The sequence below is a fragment of the Cyanobium sp. ULC065 genome (assembly GCF_977927515.1).
The window spans coordinates 182,893-201,460 of the sequence record NZ_OZ376393.1 but is presented as its reverse complement, the minus strand read 5'-3'; the positions used below and the strand labels follow the sequence as shown (position 1 = coordinate 201,460).

10 protein-coding genes and 1 tRNA gene are annotated in these 18,568 nt (G+C 58.2%); 4 read left to right on the top strand and 7 right to left on the bottom strand.

Annotated elements, in window-relative coordinates:
• Window positions 1–108: 108 nt before the first annotated feature.
• Genes ACXMDP_RS00910 through ACXMDP_RS00900 form a run of 3 tightly spaced genes read right to left on the bottom strand, consistent with a single transcriptional unit; the run spans window position 109 to window position 3,243 of the window.
• On the bottom strand, window positions 109–954 hold the full coding sequence (locus tag ACXMDP_RS00910; RefSeq protein WP_457767005.1) for a glycosyltransferase family 2 protein: 846 nt from the start codon (window positions 952–954) through the stop codon (window positions 109–111).
• A gap of 25 nt (window positions 955–979) precedes the next feature.
• A complete protein-coding gene (locus ACXMDP_RS00905; protein WP_259729053.1) occupies window positions 980–1,987 on the bottom strand; it encodes a glycosyltransferase family protein in 1,008 nt (335 codons plus the stop codon).
• Window positions 1,984–3,243: a glycosyltransferase family 4 protein gene (locus ACXMDP_RS00900; protein ID WP_259729054.1), complete on the bottom strand. Its 1,260-nt coding sequence runs from the start codon at window positions 3,241–3,243 to the stop codon at window positions 1,984–1,986. The genes ACXMDP_RS00905 and ACXMDP_RS00900 overlap by 4 nt, the downstream gene beginning before the upstream one ends.
• Before the next feature lie 230 nt (window positions 3,244–3,473).
• Between ACXMDP_RS00900 and ACXMDP_RS00895 the strand changes: the two genes are divergently transcribed.
• Window positions 3,474–3,545: transfer RNA gene (locus tag ACXMDP_RS00895), tRNA-Gly, on the top strand.
• Between the two features lie 145 nt (window positions 3,546–3,690).
• On the opposite strand, the gene ACXMDP_RS00890 is transcribed toward ACXMDP_RS00895, so the two are convergent.
• From ACXMDP_RS00890 to ACXMDP_RS00880, 3 genes are read right to left on the bottom strand one after another with little or no spacing between them, the layout of a single operon-like run.
• Entirely contained in the window at window positions 3,691–4,845 is a 1,155-nt protein-coding gene (locus ACXMDP_RS00890; RefSeq protein ID WP_259729055.1) for an HlyD family secretion protein, read from the bottom strand.
• A 42-nt stretch (window positions 4,846–4,887) separates the two neighbouring features.
• On the bottom strand, window positions 4,888–7,851 hold the full coding sequence (locus tag ACXMDP_RS00885; protein WP_259729056.1) for a peptidase domain-containing ABC transporter: 2,964 nt from the start codon (window positions 7,849–7,851) through the stop codon (window positions 4,888–4,890).
• Complete coding sequence (locus tag ACXMDP_RS00880) at window positions 7,848–8,627, bottom strand: peptidylprolyl isomerase (RefSeq protein ID WP_259729057.1); 780 nt, start codon at window positions 8,625–8,627, stop codon at window positions 7,848–7,850. Before ACXMDP_RS00880 ends, ACXMDP_RS00885 begins: the two co-directional genes overlap by 4 nt.
• A 736-nt stretch (window positions 8,628–9,363) precedes the next feature.
• Here ACXMDP_RS00880 and ACXMDP_RS00875 point away from each other — a divergent pair.
• Window positions 9,364–11,895 (top strand): glycosyltransferase, encoded by a 2,532-nt coding sequence (locus ACXMDP_RS00875; RefSeq protein ID WP_259729058.1) that lies wholly within the window; start codon window positions 9,364–9,366, stop codon window positions 11,893–11,895.
• Here the strand turns inward: ACXMDP_RS00875 and ACXMDP_RS00870 are convergent.
• Window positions 11,871–13,043: a glycosyltransferase gene (locus tag ACXMDP_RS00870; RefSeq protein WP_457767004.1), complete on the bottom strand. Its 1,173-nt coding sequence runs from the start codon at window positions 13,041–13,043 to the stop codon at window positions 11,871–11,873. The genes ACXMDP_RS00875 and ACXMDP_RS00870 overlap by 25 nt on opposite strands.
• Window positions 13,044–13,540: 497 nt before the next feature.
• Here ACXMDP_RS00870 and ACXMDP_RS00865 point away from each other — a divergent pair, with 497 nt between their 5' ends.
• Together ACXMDP_RS00865 and ACXMDP_RS00860 are read left to right on the top strand one after the other, a co-directional pair.
• Window positions 13,541–14,332 (top strand): DUF4214 domain-containing protein, encoded by a 792-nt coding sequence (locus ACXMDP_RS00865; protein ID WP_457767003.1) that lies wholly within the window; start codon window positions 13,541–13,543, stop codon window positions 14,330–14,332.
• A complete protein-coding gene (locus tag ACXMDP_RS00860) occupies window positions 14,244–18,548 on the top strand; it encodes a beta strand repeat-containing protein (protein ID WP_457767002.1) in 4,305 nt (1,434 codons plus the stop codon). The genes ACXMDP_RS00865 and ACXMDP_RS00860 overlap by 89 nt, the downstream gene beginning before the upstream one ends.
• The last annotated feature ends 20 nt before the right edge of the window (window positions 18,549–18,568 follow it).

Below are 18,568 nucleotides of genomic sequence, written 5' to 3'. Positions count from 1 at the left end.
GGCACCAATGGATTGGCTGACACGGTGAACGTCCAGGCCTTGCCTACCGCTCTTGGTCACCTAACGCATGCCTCAGCAGGCACAGCAATCGTTGCTGGTTGTCTTTGGCTATGAGGTGCTGCGATGGTCATCCAGGTACGGCTGACTCCCGGTCGCCAGATAATCGATGAAGGGCGATGGAAGCTTGGCATCCTGCCACAGGATCCGGTGAACTCCAGCAACCGTTTGTCTCCACGCACGCTCCAGCGCCCAGGCTGTTAGGGCCATGAGTCTTCGGCTGGGGGCACTGAATGTGTGCCTGAATAGTTTCTCCACAGCGAAGATGCTGCGTCCACGTTGGGATGACAGGGATGCGCTATGCAACCGGTAGGCCATCAATGGCTCCATGAGGCATCCATAGCGCGGTGGCGGGTCGTTGGTGAACAGCCGGAGCCATAGGCCGTAATCCTCGTGGCGTTCAGGATGGAACGGTTGCGTGAGGCAATCACGCTGGATGATCACAGACGAGAACGGCACAGGATTGCCCCGTAGCAGTGCTTTGAGATTGAGAGTAAGCGGAGGCCTGCGCGTTTCAACTAACTTCATGCTGGTTGCTTCAAAGCGGTGATAGCCAGTTACCGACAATTCGATTCCGTGAACGGAGTGAAGGACAAGCTGGCGCTCAAGTTTGCGTGGATGCCAGAGATCATCGGCATCGAGAAACGCAATCAGTTCACTTGTTGCACTGGCCAAACCGACATTGCGGGCGAGCCAGGGTCCGGGAAAATGGTCGTTGTGTGGAATGCTGATGAGTTTGAAGCGTCCATCACGTGTGGCAACAGCCTCAGCAATCTTTTGTGCTTCGCTATCTGACCCATCGTTGACGAGAATACACTCCCATGCGTCGACCGTTTGAGCCTGCAGAGACTTGCAGGCCTGGGATAGGAGCGCCCCCTGGTTACGGAAGGGCAGCACAATGGAGACCCGTGGCGACACAGCGTTAAAAATCAGGTAAGAAGGGTGTGTCCATCATCGGATGTTGAAGCAGGTAGCTTCGCTGCATTCGTGATAGACGACTCAGCAAGGAGGGTTGTCGGCTGAGGCGAAGACAGGAGGTCACCAGTTCGTCGCGGCTGCAGGTCTCCCAGTGCAGAAGTGAAAACTGATCCCACAGTGGCCATCGCCCCAGGATTGGTACCACGCAGCCGCTGGCCACAGCCTCTATCTGCGCAAGACCAAGCGATTCATAATCGGAGGGAATCAACACCAGTTTTGCTTGTCGCAACAGGGCAGGAATATCGTTCGTCGTTGGTGAAACAACTACAGTCAACGTGGGTGAGCGTGAGATGTCACTGCTGGGTGGTGAGGTTGGAACGATGGCCGCACTGCGAAGCCCTGTTTCCTGCACCACAGCAAGGAATCTGGACCAACCTTTCTGTTCGGTGGGGCGTCCGAGAAAGAGCAAGTCAAAGGGCCTCTGCCTGGCGTCCGGGCACGAGTGCGCCTGTTCAACCTTCAGCCGCTGCAGCACCGCAAGGGGCAGAGCATGACTTGAAAGCAGACAGCGCCCTGCCTGAAGCAGTTTCTGCTCATGGATCGTCTGCACATACACGTTGATTCCGATCCTCTGCATCATTTTCAGCACTACCTGGGCCAGGCGAGCCCGCCAGCGGTGCTTGACAAAGTCAGGGTCATGAAAGCTGGGGAGCCAGGCGATACGGACGGATGGATTGAAGCAGCGGATATGGATGGCAAGCAGATAGGCCCAGGCGCTGTCGCAGCCAAACAGGAGCAAGTGTTCTCCAGGCCTGACCCTCTCGGTTGGCTGAGTGCCATGCAAGACGCCACACTTCTCTTCATGGGGCAAGGACTTCAACGTCCTGCGTAGGGTCCACAATCCGGTAGAGGCGAACTGGGAGTCTCGCAGACGGTGAGCCACTTCGGTGGCCACCACATGAATGCCGCCGATCTCGCGGAATCCCATTGGCCTGTAGGCGAATGCGGTCATCTTCTGCTCGCAAGGGCGATGTTGTACACCCCACGGGTCAGGTGAGCGGTACGAGCCCAGCTGAACTTCTTGGCTTGGACCTCGCACTGCTGAGCCAATTGGCGCCGCAGGCTTTCTGATGCCAGCACGCGCTCAAGGGCAGTAGTGAGTTCTACCGGACTCTGTGGATCAATGGTCAAGCCGGCCTCACCCGTCACCTCTGGGATGGATGACGTGTTTCCGACGATCACCGGTGTTCCGCAGCTCATCGCTTCCAGGGGCGGCAATCCAAACCCCTCGTATAGCGATGGGTAGACAAACACATCAGCAAGCGAATACAGCACCGGCAGCTCCTCTTCAGTGACATGTCCAAGCAGAAGAATGTTCGAACTGGCAGAGCTCTCCCTAAGTCTGTCCAACAGGGGTGCCGACTTCCATCCGACTGATCCTGCCAGCAGTAGCTTGATGGAGTCCAGCGAGCTGTGCCGCTGCAACGCCTCGAATGCAGTCAGTAGTGTCGCGAGGTTCTTTCGAGGTTCAAGTGTACATAAGCTAAGAATGACGCGGTCGTTGGGCTTCAGTCCAAAACGCTCACGGGCACAGCTCAGGAGATGAGGATCCGTTACCGGTTGCAGCTCTGGGGAGGCGGCCAGTGGAGTGACATGAACATGCTCCGCAGGCACGGTGTGGGTGAAGTGCAGAAAGTCACGCTTCGTGGATTCTGATACGCAAATCACCTGATCGCTCCTGCATAATCCATCGACAAGCCCGTGAAAATGGCGGACGGTTTCCCTCGTGAACAACTCTGGCATGATCATTGGAATCATGTCGTGGACCGTCACGACCACTGGCAGCGCATCATGACGGCGGATGGCAGAAGGTACGGCTTGAAACGGCGTGTGGAACAGGGTGAGCTCTTTGTCACAGCTCTTCAGCAGAGTGTCGAACCTCTGCTGGCTAGCCGCGCGTGCGCCTGGAAGGCGTGCGTAGCTGCGACGTAATGGCTTTGCCAGTCGGATCAGCAGGGGCGGGAGGCTCCTCGTCAACACCGACGTCGTCAGGGCAAGGGCCAATGGATTGGCACCGAGATCAAGTCGCTTCAGTTCGACTTCAGCGAGAGAGGCAAGAAGTGGCTCTGGGCAATAGGTTTTAAGTGTGATGTTGGCTTGATCGTGGAGTGCCTGCAGCAACTGGCTGGCATAACGATAAATGCCACCCCGCGCCAGAGGTGAGCGGGCCGCCTGGCCAAAGATCAACGTGTCAAAGATGAGATTCAAGCTTGCCGGATGGCCTCCCATCGCCTGCCTCTTCGGTTACGGACTGTTGAGTTTGGTCTGCGCCTCTTGTTGGCGGGCGCGTTACTCTGCTCGGCCTCGCTTACCCACTCCAGCCCTTGCCAGCAGTGGGCCCCAAGAGCCATTGCACCATAGACTCTCGCCACTGCTCCAGCAGCGTTGACTGGCGGGCAGCCCGTGGTGCATAATGAATGAGTGCCAGTCAAATGGCTGCGGGTGTAGCTCAGTGGTAGAGCGTCACCTTGCCAAGGTGAATGTCGCGCGTTCGAATCGCGTCACCCGCTTCATACGGTAAAACCCCTGAATCTTGCTTGCAAGGTTTGGGGGTTTTTCGTGTAGTTGGTTGATTGCCTGCCCTCAGTTTACGCACCTGGAGCACAACACTCTTGAGTGCCACGATTTGTGATGAACCCTACGTGGTACTGGAACCTAAATCTGACGAAGTGAGTCGGCTTTGTCTCTGAATGTATTCAGGAGGAGCTGCAGATAGCTGACTCTACGGAGTTTGATGTTTGCCTGTAAGGACATACCAACTTGCAAAGGCAGTGCTTGGCCAGATTCAATCTTCAGTTGTTGGGTATTCAACTTGATCTTTACGGGGAACCGATAGGTTGGTTTCAGCTGATCGGGGGGGATCGCATCGGAGCCAATCTGTCTTACGACACCGCTGATCACGCCGAAATCAGTGGCAGGAAAGGAATCAATGCTGATATCCACTGGCTTGCCAACGCTGACGAAGCCGATGTCTTGACTGGCAACTTCTACACTGGCTTCAAGTTTATCAAAGGGAACAATCTGCATGACTGGCTCGCTCGTTTGGGCGGCAAAGCCGGGTCCAGTTGGCTTGAGTCCGAAGATAATACCGTTGACTGGTGACTTGACATTCTGATAGCGAATGTTAATCTTTACGTCGGAAAGGCTGGAATTCAGCTCGTTTACCTCGCCCCTCAGCTGCTGAATGCTCTGGTCTAGGATTGCTTTCTGGCGCATTCTGTCAACACGCGTTTGATTCAAGTTTCCGTCAATCTCTGCAACCTTATTGCGCTGATTGAGATATTGTAGCTCGCCAATACCGCCCTCTTTGGTTAGGGTTTCCAGGCGCTTGAGCACATCTGTTTCCAGTTCAAGGTTCCGCTGTAGTGATTGCTGTTCAGTAGAGTTTAGGTCTAGATACTTTGCGAGCTCCTTTTCTTTGAGCTCCAGCTGTTCCTTTTTCAGCAGGATGCCCCGCATCAAGCTCCGGCGGCGATCCTCTGTTGCTTCGCTGTCTAATTGAAGCAGAGTTTCACCAGCGTTGACTTTCTGGCCATCCTTAACCAGAACTTTCGCAACGACACCGCCCACTGGAAGACGGATGTCCTGAACGACACCGATGGGTTCTAGCTTTCCCGGGGCTACCACGATCTCTTCCGTTTGCGCCAAGGCTATCCAACCCACACCGAAGGCCGCAGTGCCAATCAGTCCCCAGGTTGTTGCCGTCGCCCAAAATGGTGACTGCTCCAGCACAGAAGCATTCTCTGATTCTGTGTGAATGCTTTGCTCGATGTTGTTTTGGAGCTTGCGGAGGGGATTGGTCAGTTTCACTGAAGTTGCGAAGAAGAGAACATCGTTCGTTTTGAGCTAGGATCAGCTGCCTTCTTGTTGGCGGTAGAGAGCGTAGTAGCGACCTTTCAGTTGAACAAGTTCTTCATGGGTGCCCTGTTCGACAACGTTTCCTTGGTCCATCATTACGATGAGCTTGGCACGGCGGATTGTGCTTAGACGGTGCGTAATGAAGAACACCGTGCTTCCTTGAATGCTTTCAACCAAGTTGTCGCATAGACGACGTTCAGTATCGTAGTCAAGTGCACTGGTTGCCTCATCCATCACAAGCAACTTGGGGTTGGTGATAAGAGTTCGGGCAATGGCAATGCGCTGTTTCTGTCCGCCTGATAGGCCAGCACCTCTCTCGCCGATGTTTGTGCTGTAGCCTGCTGAAAGGCTCATGATGAAGTCATGAGCGCAGGCTATCTTTGCTGCTGCGACGATGTCGTCACTCGTGGCATTGGGATTGCCAAGTGCAATGTTTTCGTTGATCGTACCGCTGAACAATAGTGGCTCCTGAGGTACGATGCCAATCTGACGACGCAGAGAATAGAGTTCAACTTTGTCGATATCGTAGTCATCAATAAGGATGCGTCCTGATTCAGGGCTATAAAGCCTTGCCAGCAGCTTCATCAATGTGCTCTTGCCGCTTCCGCTTTGGCCGACAACGCCAACAAACGTTCCTGATGGAATCGTCAGGTTGACGTTGTGAAGCACTGGCGGCAACGACAAGTTGAAGCGGAAGGTTACATCTTCAAAGCGAACGCTGCCGTTGATGGCAGGCAGCGGGATCTTCTGCTTATCTGCTTCATTGGATTCTTCTGGAGTGTCAACGACATCGGCTAGACGCTCAAAGGAAACTCTCAATTCTTGTATGTTCTGCCAAATTGAGCTCAAACGCAACAATGGCTGTGTGACGTATCCACTGAGGATGCGAAAGGCAATCAGCTGGCCCAGGGTTAGTTCGCCCTTCAGCACCATCGTGGCGCCAACCCATAGCACCATGAGCTGAGAAAGCTTCTGAAGAACTTGGCTTGTCTGGCTTAATGCCGTCCCTGTAATCGTCTTTTCGAAGGACTTACTGATGTAGCCTGAGTACAGGTCTTGCCACTTCCACCGGCTGACCATCTCCACATTCTGGGCTTTGACGGTTTGAATTCCGGTGAGGACCTCCACCAAGTGGGATTGGGTTTTTGCGTTTTCTTCGGCGGCATCACGGTACTGACGCCGAAACAGCGGAGCTCCCAGCACGGTGAGAGCCACTTGAATCGGCACCACCGCCAGAGCGATCAGGGTCAGAACCCATGAATAGATCGACATCACGATAATGTAGATCACCGAAAAGGCGGCATCAATAATCGTGGTGAGAGCCTGTCCTGTCAGGAACATGCGGATCTTCTCCAGCTCCGCAATCCGACTGCCCAGCTCTCCGACAGGGCGCTTATCGAAATAGCCAAGAGGAAGGCGCAGCAGATGATCAATGACCTCTGCGCCCAGCCGCGTATCGATGCGATTGGTTGTTTCAGTGAAGATAAAGGTGCGAAGACTCTCCAGCACACCTTCCAACAAGGTGACAACGACCAATGCGATGCCGAGAACCTGCAATGTGTCGAGGCTGCGCTGGCTGATCACCTTGTCAATGATCACCTGAATGATCAGGGGGTTGGCCAACGTGAACAGCTGTACAACGAAGGAGGAGACGAGCACCTGAGTGAGCACACTCCGGTGACGCCTCAGCGCCGGCAGGAACCACGACACCCCGAACTTCTGCTCTGGTGTGACGCTGGTGCGATCGACGAGAAGCAGGTTGATTCCCTCCGGGAAGGCTTCTTCCACTTCCTGAGGGCTAAGCCGGATCAAGCCCTTACGCGGAGAGGCCAGCACGATTCCACGGGCGTTACTGGCTTGCAGGAGAGCAAAGCTGCCGTCCCACTCGACCAGGGAGGGAGTCTGCAGGCGGGTACAGGCGCTGCTGCTGACTTTTGCCCCCACCACATGCATGCCCATCATTGAAGCGAGGCTTCCGACCAACTGCATGTTCGGCGCCTGACCGCGTTGCAACTGCTGCCGCAGAACTTTCTCGATGGCATCCTTTCGAAAGGGCAGGGTCATCTGCCTGCTCAGCATCTGAAAGCAAGCCAGGGTTTCATCAATGGGGCCCTCCCCTCTGATGACTTTGAAGGGTTGCCGTTCATCACTCCTTCCCAGATTCTCGGCCGTGGGTAAAGGCGATTCAGGTGCAGCCAGGACTGTGGGACCGGCACCATCCACTGCGGTGATGAGGCTCCCGTTCTGATTGCCGCCGGCAGCTGGAGCGGCCTGGCTTCTGCCAAGACGTTCGATGACTCCGACTGGCAATCCAATCAACCTTGCCGGCAACGGGCCAACGGGGGCTGGCAGGCTCGAGCCAGAGGCGACGACGGCTCCGATGTCCAAGCCAGGCAGGTTGGCGCTTGCCACATACCAGACATGCTCAGCGTCGACCTGTTGCGTCGTGAGCGGAACACTCCGGACAGTGGCCTCGGATTGCAGCAGCGCCACGCTGTCACGGATGCTGAGAGGAGAAGCTGCGGATTGGCTTTGAAGGAGTTGAACGAGGCGTACAAACTCGGCAGTCCAGAGGTGCGTCGAGCACCAATCCTTAAAGATCTTGTCTCTGGAGTGCAACTTCAGAATTGTATTGTCGGGGATGGCCAGTGCCATGACCTCGCTGGAGGCATGAACCTCCTCGCAGGGGGCGGCGCTCAGCAGTGAAGCGAGCCCTACGACCTCACCGGGTTCCAAGCGCTCGACAGTTCGCCAGCCTGTGCCCTGATGGGCAGTGAGACGGGCGCTTCCCTCAAGGATGATCAGAACTTCACTGGGAATGGTGTTGGCGACCGCTATGGACTGCCCGACGCGGTACTGCAACAGGCGGGACGTATCCTCCACCAGTTGTTTCCCCTCAGCTCCAAGGGAACTGAACACCTCAAGCTCCCAAAGCTTTTGGTAGGTGGTGGTGGTCATACGAGAGGGTTCAGCGGGGCTGGGCAAATTTGCTTGATCCTAAGGGTGACCTCCTCCTGGATCCATTCGTCGAACAGCTCCTGGGCCATCCGCTGCCGCATCGCCTCATCAAGGCTAGCCGGTTGATGCCTTTCGAGCCGTACCAGCAACCAGAGCTGCTCGACTGTGAACGGAGCGATCAGTTCGCCGACTGTGGCGCTTCTCAAGCGTTGCGCGAGTTGGGGATGGGCTTGATTGAGAGGCAGGGGGCCAACCAGTCCGCGCGATGTTTTTTCAGGCCCCTCGGTGTAGGTCTCAGCCAGCTCTGCAAACGTGGCTTCTCCCTCTTCAATTCTGAGGTAAAGCTCGCGGGCAAGAGAGCCATCTTTCACTCTGATCAGGCTATAGATGACTTGGTCAAGCTGGTTCTTTTTGTCCAGGAATCGTGCTTCGGCTTTGGCGATAAAGTGTTGGCCGCAATGGACGGCAATGCGGTGTGGCAATTGAACTTGCCACAGGTAATCCTGTTGCGTCCATCCCATTTTGCTCAGAAACTGGGCTTCGCTGGCTTGATCTTGCAGGCCGTTGGCTTTGCGGAAGTTCGAAAGCAGGGTTTTGCTCAACTCCTGCTCCAGTGCACCCTTGTCCAGCGTTTCTTCAAGAACCATGTGGTACACGAAGGGGCGCAGCAGGTTGCAGTGGGCCAGGGAGCGCAGTGTTGGTGCAGCCACGCCTGGGATCCCTGCTGACACTTCCTCGGCAGCTTGAGCGTGCTCGGGCTGTGAAACGGCGCTCATGGGGTCATGGGGAAAGACCGTGGACAGGGACAAAGGGTCCGCAGGGTAGACGTGACGCTATCTTCCCATGGGTGTCTGCCGGGTTGGGCCAGGCCCCGCTGTGGGAGGATGGCTAGCCCTAGGCCGACTTCCTGCCCTGCTGATTGATCTGCGTCAGTTACAGCGTCAGAGTGCCGCTGCAGATCCTGCCTTGCTGCGCCGCTGCCTTTCCAGTGCGCCTCCTGGCCTTTTCGCTGCAGAGCGTCCGGTTCTGATCTGCGGTGATCCGCAATGGGGCGAGTCCCCCGCTGCCGGGGTGTTGCTGGCCTGGCTTGGTCAGCGCCCGCGCCATTTCTGCCTCGTTCCCGAGCTTGGCCAGCCCTGCCTGGAGGCGCTTCAGGCCTTGTATGGCTTCGACGAGGTGTGTGTCCCCTCACTCCATCCAGCCGCGTGGCCTCGAACGCGCGTCTGTGCACCGGATGGCACCCCCTCTCTGCCTCCACGCTCCCCGGGCACACGGCTGGCCTATATCAGCCCGATGCCCCCCCAAAGGAGCGGAATCAGCACCTATAGCCTCGCTCTCCTGCCCCACTTGGCCAGGCACTTCTCGATTGATGTTGTCGCTGAGTTGCCGTGGGATGGACCACCTCCAGAAGGGGTGCTGTCTGTGCTCACGCCTTTGCAGTTCGCCAGTCGCGCACATCAATACGATCATGTTCTGTATCACTTAGGGAATTCGTCGGCTCACCTGGAGATCATGCGGTTGCTCGGGGCCTTCCCTGGTGTGGTGGTTCTGCACGACTTCTTTCTTGGCCATGTGGTGTGCAGCCCGGAATCAGATGAATGGCTCGGAGGAACCTGCCTGCAGAGGCTCTACGCCTCCCACGGCTATCAGGCCTGCCTCGCCTACGAAGCGTCGCAGCGAGGCGGCGATGATCACGTCATCTGGGCCTACCCCTGCAACCTGCCGCTGCTTCAGCAGGCCGATGGCGTGATCGTTCACAGCCGCGAGGCACTGCGATTGGCGGAATCCTTCTACGGCCCCACCGCCGGTGAGTTCTGGACCCTGATTCCCCATCTCAAGCAGGAGGTTCTCCCTGAGCCCACTGATCGCTCTGATCAGCGTGCTCGCCTCGATTTCGCCGAGGACTGCCTCGTGATCTGCACCTTTGGATTCCTTGGGGTGGCCAAGCGCAGTCTGCTCTTGCTGGAGGCGTTCCTGGCGTCGTCCCTGGCGAGCGACCCCCGTTGTGTCCTTGTGTTCGCTGGCTCGGCTGGGAGTGATCAACGGCTGCTGAACCGTATGCGCCGGGCCATTCGGCGGGCACGGGCGCAGGGCGGCCTCCTGGCGGAGGTCCGTATCACCGGCTGGATTGATACAGCCGACTACCTCGGCTACCTGGCGGCCGCCGACCTTGCCGTTCAGCTGCGCAGCTCTTCGCGGGGCGAGACTTCCGGGACGGTTCTTGATTGCCTCGCTGGCGGGGTCCCCCTGATCGTCAACGAACATGGCAGCCTTCGGGAGATCCCCGAAGGCTGTGCGCTCCGCCTGTCGGAGGCTTGCGACACCGCAGAGTTGGCACGTGCCCTGGAGTCGCTGGCGCGCGATCCAGAACGGCGGCGGCGGCTCGTGGAATATGGCCGCCGCGAAATCGCCGAGCGCCATCGCCCCGACCACTGCGCCGCTCGCTATGCGGAGGCCCTGCATCACGCTGGCGAGCAAGCTCAGCGCCGCCAGCAGCTGCTCACCCCATTTCGCCGGCAACTGCCTGAAGATCCTCACCAGGTCGTCAAGGCTGCCAATACGCTCGGCTTGCTGTTTCCTCCCGAGCCGCGGCAACGCCAGTTGTTCCTGGATGTCTCGGCCCTGGCAGAGCAGGACCTGGGCAGCGGCGTGCAGCGTGTGGTGCGTTCGATCTGTCAGCAGTTGTTGGCGCGTCCACCGGTTGGTTTCCGGGTCGAACCTGTTGTGGCTTGTTCGGACGGCCTGGGTTATCGCTACGCGCGCCACTTCACCACCAATCTGCTGCAAGCGGCGGTCGATGAATTGGAAGATGGGCCTGTTGCCTGGTACCCCGGTGATGTGTTTCTTGGCATCGACCTCAGCCATCACGTGGTACTGAGCCAACGGGCTTACTACGCCTTCTTGCGTGCACAAGGTGTGGAGGTGCACTTTGTGGTGCATGACCTCTTGCCTTGTTTTCTGCCGGAATGCTTCCCGCCGGGTGCGTCGGAACGGCATCGCGCCTGGCTCGATGTGGTTCTGCAAGCAGACGGGGCCGTGTGTGTCTCCAGGAGCGTGATGGAGGAGCTCAAGGGTTGGCGGATGGAGCGGCAGGCGGCGGCGCAGGAGAGTCCATTCCGGCTCGGCTGGTTTCACCACGGAGCTGATTTTCAACGTGGCACCGCCACCGCGCCTAGCCAGGAGGAGATCACAGCCGTGGAAGCCCTGGGCCCCTGGCCCACCCTGCTGATGGTGGGGACGGTCGAACCACGCAAGGCTTACCTCGATGTGGTGGAAGCGGCCACGGCGCTCTGGCAGAACGGGGCAACCTTCAACTTGGTGATCGTGGGCCGTGAAGGCTGGACCGACCTGCCGGATCCAGACCGCAGAACCCTGCCGGCCACGGTGGCGGCGATCCGGCGGCATCCCCTGCTCCACCACCAGCTGTTTTGGTTTGATGCGGCGTCAGATTCCCTGTTGCAGTGCCTGTATGAGCGTTCCTCAGGGTTGATTGGGGCTTCCTTTGGGGAGGGCTTCGGTATTCCGCTGATTGAAGCCGCCTCGTTTGGCTTGCCCCTGTTGTTGCGGGATCTGCCGGTGTTCCACGAGGTCACCGGCGGCCATGCCAGCTTTTTCCCCAGCAAGGCCAGCCGGCAAGCCCTCAGCGAGTCCATCGCCCGTTTTCTGGAGGACATCTCTGGAAACGCGGCCGCAGCAGCTGGCCACCGACCAGCGCCGTTCACCCCCCAGTCCTGGAGTCAGAGTGCTGATCAGCTCGTTGAGGCGATTGGTCTGCAGCCGGGAGCTGAGCCAGCGCCATGCCTGGGCGCGCCTTCGTTGGCAAGCCCCGGGGCACCGATGAGTCCTGAGCCCCCTGCAGCAAGACCCCGCCGGCGGCAACGCTGGCGCCGGCGGCTCAGCACGGTGAAGGAGCGGATCAAGCGGCTGCTGCGCCCCGCCCATCACCCCACGCCTTTTTCAGGGTCCGTCGGCATGTCAAGCTCGCCTGGGTCACTGCTGCCAGGGGCTGAGGCCTGGCTTCACGAGCTGCGACGCCAACGCTGAAGGAGGCGTCCGAGGCGACGGTAGGGAGCGGTGAGCCGCCAGGAACGGCTGTGCTTGAGACTTTCTTGATCAAGCAAGGCCCGATTGAGTTGTCCCTGCAGCTCAGCCAACCGTCTGTTATCCCTTGATTGCTGATCAGCGGCTTTCTGTCGGGCGATCTCAAGCTCTCGCACCTTCTCTTGGCTGGCTTCCAGAACGAGCAAACAGTTTTTCTCCTTTTCTGCCAGTTCCAGCACCTTTCTCTCGCTGGCCTCCGCCATCATCGCCCACTCCTTCTCTTTCTCGCTCCACTCCCTCTCTTTCTCGCTCCACTGCTCGCTCCACCGCTCTTCCCTGCGCTGGCTGTCTTCGTTGAGCCGATGCACGATCCCCTCGAGTTCATCAGCTTCTTGCACAGCCCAATAGGCCTGTTGTGCACGCAGGGCAGGATCCTTGCGGAGCCTTTCCCTCACCAGCTCCGCCACTTGATGCAGGTCGTAGTGATCAAGGGTCTCGCCGCGGGTGCTTTTCTCGTCATGGATTGCCGTTACATCGCTAGCGTAATAAGCCCATTTATCAAGCTTGTCGCAAAGATCAAGGCAAAGAGCCACATCCTCCCCGCACACGCTGAAGCTCTCGCGCAGCCGGATGGCCTGGAACTCTTCGCGACGCAGTACCATCAGCGCACCAGTAACGGCGGGCATGGGCCCCGACTCCCGCACGGCCAGCGCATCGGGGTTGATCAGGGGGCCGAGCCGATCGGGCCGGAAGCGGTTGTAAGGCACACCCTGGTTCGCGAAGAGAATGCCGGCATGACCGAGGCGACCATCGCTGGTGCGCAACCGCCCCCCCACCACGCCCACCTCGGGCCGGCTTTGCAGGATCTGAATGGCCCGATCCAGGCTGCCCCGATCCAGAATCACGTCGTCGTTCAGCAACACCAACAGGTCACCGCGGGCTTGATCAGCCAGGGCATTCATGTTGGTGGCGAAATGATAGGCTGAGCGGCAAGCGATTTTCAGTGGCGGGTGGGCATCAGCTTGAAGCAGGCCTTCATCCTCCGGGTTTCCATTCCAGGAACAGAGCAGTTCATCGGTGTCGTTCCAGAAGCGGCGTGCTTCGCCCAGGCTGCGAACCAGCCGGTTCAGCAGTGAGGCGTTGCGAGACACCACCAGGCAGGAAACCGTCGGCGTGATTGAGGCGCTGTCAATAGGGACCATCAAATGACTCGTGGGCCTAAGGGATCACGCCGTCATTCAACTGCTTCTCAACACGGCTCAGGAGCCGCAACGGCTCACGAGTCACCACCTGTGTCAGCAGCCGTGCTCCGCTGAGGCGTTCCAAGCGGCTCTTTAGCAGATAGCAGGAAGTGGTGGGTTTTGGGCTTCGCGCAGGCCACATGGGGTAGTGCAGTATTCCGAGCCCAGTCGTCGCTTGCTAGCTTTGTACGTCCAGTCCAAGATCTGTCAGCGAAGCGGCATATCACACCGGCAAAAGCTGGTCTCAACTCGTAATGCTCGGGTATGATTGGGCGGATCTGCTGGGTCTGCCACTGCGGCAACAGCCTTGACAGAACTGCCAAGACCCTTAAGGTTTCTCGGCAGCCGCAGCCGCAGCCCAGCTGCGGAGACCGTCCCCTCTTCCCCAAGCCTGGAGAACTCCACGAATGGCAACTGCCCTCGAAACTCAACTTCTTTACATCACTTATTTCGGCAGGCCAGCGGATCCAGCCGGCCTCGCCTACTGGACAACGGGCCCTCAGGCTGCCCTGCCCCTCGATCAAGTCGCGGATTTCTTTGCTTCAGACGTTGAGTTTGCCCAGACGACCGCCGGCAAGACCACAGAACAAATCATCAATTCGTTCTACGTCAATGCCTTTGGGCGTCAGGCCGATGCAGCCGGCCTTCAGTTCTGGACGGCCAAGGTCAACAACGGTGAGATTTCGATCCAGGACGTGGGCCTGTTCATTGCCCTAGGCGCTCTGGCTCAGCCTGCTGGTTCGCCAGACCGTGTGGCTTTGGAATCGAAGCAGACGGCCTCCCAAACCTGGACCGGCCTTGTGGCAGCGGATGTCACGGCAACTCTTGAATACGCCGGTCCGCTTGCGGCCACCTTCGGCGTCGACTTCCTGGTGCCCGTCACTACCACGGCCACCATTCCTTCGTCGGCAGCCACCCAGGCCTCCATCAATGGCCTGCCCCCTGTGGGCACCGTTGCCCTGCTGAGCTCGAACGCCAGCAGCGTCACTGAAGGCGGCACGGTCATCTTCCAGATTCAGACGATCCCGGATCTCGCTGGCCAAACCATTGCCTACGAGCTCAGCGGCGTTCAGGCCGCTGACGTGGCCGGTGGAAACCTGGCCGGGCACGGTGACGATCAGCGCCACCGGCGTGGGCCTTATTCAGGTCACCATCGCGACAGACGCGATTCTCGGCGAGACGGAAACCCTTCAGATTGATTTCCCCAACCAGATCGTCTTCTCCAAGCCGCCTGGTAGCGACTCTGTGGTGATCATTGACACCACTCCTCCGGTCGTCCTCCCCACCGAAACGGTTCTCACCACTGCCACCGATGTGGTTGCGGCCACAGCGGTCTCCGCGTTCACCTTCATCGGCACTGAGCAGACCCTCGGCCAGAACGATCAGCTGACTGGTCGCGCCGGCACCGAATCCAAGCTGCTGATTGGTACCGACGGAAGCTTCACCGTTGACAACTTCACCAGCTTCGGCATCCAGACCCTGGAGCTGAATGCTTCTGGCGAAGATCTCTGGGATAGTGGTTCGGTTGATCTCAGCCGTGCTTTCGGCCTCAATGGCGCGAGCGGCGCAGCCGATGGGCTCACCAAGATCAACATCAATCAGTCAAAGCTTGGCTTCCTCTTCCTTGAGGACATCCAATCCGCTGTTGGTTTCACCACTAAAATCAAGGACAGCTTCAGCACGATCGAATACAACTTCGACGTCAACGCCCTAGCCAGCTCTAACAATCTGGTCAGTGTCGTCATCGAAGAAACACCGGTCGACGCCACCTCCGGTGAAGCCCTCGGCCTTGATTTCACCCAAGGGCCTCTCCGCTCTAACGCCAGCATCGAAACCCTTGCGCTCACCTCGCTTGGCTCGATCACCAATGTGGTCGATCTGCTCAGCGTTGGTGACGCGCTGACCACCTTGGTCATCGACGGTGATGCTTCCCTCGACATCACCACGGATCTCGGCCTGCCCAGCAATGACAACCGGCGCATCAGCACCATCAATGCGTTTGAGTTGGATGGTGATCTGAGCCTGCGCTACACCTCGATCCTGGGCGATGTCATCAACAACTTCCTCCCGGATGTGAGTGTGTTTGGGGCGATCGGGGATAACTTCCTTGATCTTGGAACCCAGTCCCCAACCTTCGCCACCGATTTCTTTGTTGTCACCCAAGACGGAGACGACACCGTCTTCACCGTGGGCGGCGATGACGACCTCTTCGTTGGTGAGGGCGACAACCTGGTGGATGCCGGCGATGGCCGCAACTCAGTGTCCGCTGGCGTTGGCGACGACACCATCACGACCGGTGATGGAATTGATCTTGTCCAAGCTGGCGATGGCGACAACATTGTCGACACCAACGATGGCAACGACACCATCACCTCTGGTTCTGGCGACGACACGATCGACGCTGGCGCCGACAACGACGTTGTCAATGCTGGCGATGGTGACAACAGTGTCATCGGTGGTTTCGGCAACGACTCAGTCACCACAGGCGCCGGAAACGACTTCATCGTTGGCGATGTCCTCATCCCTGGTGGTGTGGTGGGTACCGGCAACGACACCATCAGCTCTGGCGCTGGCGAAGACTTTATCTTCACTGGCGGTGGTGCCAACCTCGTCGATGCTGGCGATGATGATGACTTCGTTGTTGTCGGTGAAGTTGTCAATGATGTCTTGCTTCAAGACACCTTCGCCAACACCGTTCTGCTTGGCCTAGGCAACGATGGCGTGGCGATCGACACTGACTCCCTCACCTTTGCCGATTCGATCAACGGTGGCGCTGGAATCGACACCATCGATCTCGCCAACGGCGGAACCCTGCTCCGTTCGGAAACCCTGCGGGTGAGCCGGATTGAAGCCCTTGATCTGATTGGCAACGGTGATTACTCGATCACCCTCAGCGACGAGCTGGTCCGCACGTCGGATGACATCGGTTCACGCATCTTCTCGGTGTTCACTTCCGGTGATGACGCCGGCAACGTGACCCTGGATCTGAGCTTCCTCAGCCCAGTGGATCTTGTTGGCAATCTCATCTCGATCCGCTACTCCGGTCAGGATGACACCGACAGCGAAACCATCATCGTCCGTGATGAGCTGATCAGTCCCGAATCTGTGTTCGCCTTCGGTGAAGCACCGCTCGATCAGGATGAAACCTTCGCAGACAAGCTGCTGATTCTTGACTCGGCAGACGTCACCGCCGTCGACCTCGTCAACGTGACGGGCCTTGAGGTGATCGAACTTGGCTCCTCGGTGAATGGCCCTCAGACCTTCACCTTTGATCTGCGCAACCTCAGTGTTGCCCAGTTCAACAGCCTCGTTGGTGATGGCAATGATGTGCTGATCATCCGCGCCACACCTCTGCTGGCGGGTTCGGTTTCCAGCCTCAACATCGATCTCACCGGCGCTGATCCGCTGCTGGCCGGGCGCATCATCGTTGAGCAAAGCGCCGATCTCAACGTTTCCGTTGTGGGTGTGCCGCCTGGTTTCGTCACCATCAACACGGCACTCTTCTACACCCCCAACGCCGACAATCTTGTCGGCACTGCGGGCAACGACACGTTCACGGCCTTCCAGCTCTCGGACGTACAAGTCGGCGACTTCGCCAACGGTCTCGGTGGGGTGGACACCCTTGAGCTGGAGTTTGCAGTCAGCAACCCGCTCGCCCCACTGGCTCTGCAGCTGAGCCTCACCAACATCAGCAACATCGAAATCTTCGATTTCAACCCTGCGGCCGTTAACCAACCGGTCCGCTTCAGTGGAATCGGTCTTTTCTTTGCTCCTGGGCTTCAGTCGATCTTCACCGCCGGTGGCGACGACTTCCTGGACGACATCGAGCGTTCGCTGTTCATCGATGCTGGCAGCGGTAACAACACCGTCGATCTCGATGCAGCGGGCACAGTTGTGACGGCCGGTGGCAACGACAGTGTTTTTGGCAGCGGTGGCAACGATTCCATCGTTACTGGCGGCGGTAACGACACCGTTAATGCTCAGGGCGGTAATGACTCCATCAACGTCGGTGAGGGTAACGACTCTGTGCTGGGTGACGGTGGCAATGACACCATCGATGGCGGCACTGGTAACAACACCATTAACGCTGGAACTGGTGCCGACTCTGTGATCACTGGCGTCGGCAACGACTCCATCGTTGGTGGCACTGACAACGACACCATCAACGCCGGAGATGGCACCAACACCGTGTTGGCTGGACTCGGTGCTGACTCTGTCGTGACCGGCACTGGCGCTGACTCCATCAGCACCGCCGATGCTCTTGAAGTCGAGAACGACACGGTTTCCTCTGGTGCCGGCGCAGACACCGTTCGGGTGGGTCTGGGCAATGATTCGGTGACTGCTGGAGCAGGCAATGATCTGATTGTCCTGGGCGTGACAACGTCCGTCGAGTCAGGCGGCATCATTCATACCATCGACGAAGGCGGTTTCACCATCGGCGATCGCATCAATGGTGGTGCCGATGTTGACACTCTCGTGTTCGCCCTCGATGCCGTTATTGGTTCCATCACCACCGTCACCGGCACGCAAGTTCAGAACATTGAAGTTCTGAACGTTTCCCCTGGAGCTGCGAACCAAACCCTGGTTCTCGACACCACCCTGCTGCCACTGCCCACCGGTGGACGTTTGGCGGTCAACCTTGATGGCGACGTCAACGACGATGGGGCTGGGTTCGTACTCAATGCCACCAGCTTTGTTCAGGGCCAGGCTGTCGATGTCTTCACCACCGGACTCGATACCAGCTCCACCTACAACCTGGGTGCCGGCAATGACACCTTCACCAACTTCGTTGCTGACTCCAGTGACAACGTGACAGTGGCCGGTAACGGCGGTGCTGACACCATCAACCTGTCCACCAACGCTGTCGAAGTTGTCCAATACAACACGGGCAATGATGGTGGCACCGGTGGAACAGGCACTGGCGGTGACTTCATCACCGGCTACTCCGCTGCTGCTGACTCCATCGATATCACCGGTGGCTTGCTCACCGACATCGGCGGGCTGCTCTCCAACCAGGTGACCAATGCCCAGCTCACCCTGGGTGGCCTGAGTGGCACTGGTAATCCGGGCAACAACCTCTCGGGTCGCAACATCCTCAACCTCACCGGTCCGGCCCGCAGCCTCACCGATGCACAGTTGCTGGATGCCAACGCTATCGCTGCTAACATCAATGGCGTGGGCGTTGTTGGCAATGGGCTTGCTTTTGGCGATCTCATCGGCCTCTTCAACACTGTTGATGCGGTTACCAACCAAGCCCTGATCGTCCAGCAGGGTCAAACGGATACGGCTCTGTATCTCTATACCGAGTCGTCCTTCGACTTCTCCAATCCCCAGGCTTACACTGTGGAAGCGAGCGAACTGCGCCAGCTGGGTGTGTTCGACAACAGCCTGTTCACCGGTGTTGAACTGGTCTGAGTCTGGTCTTCTCCTTCTCA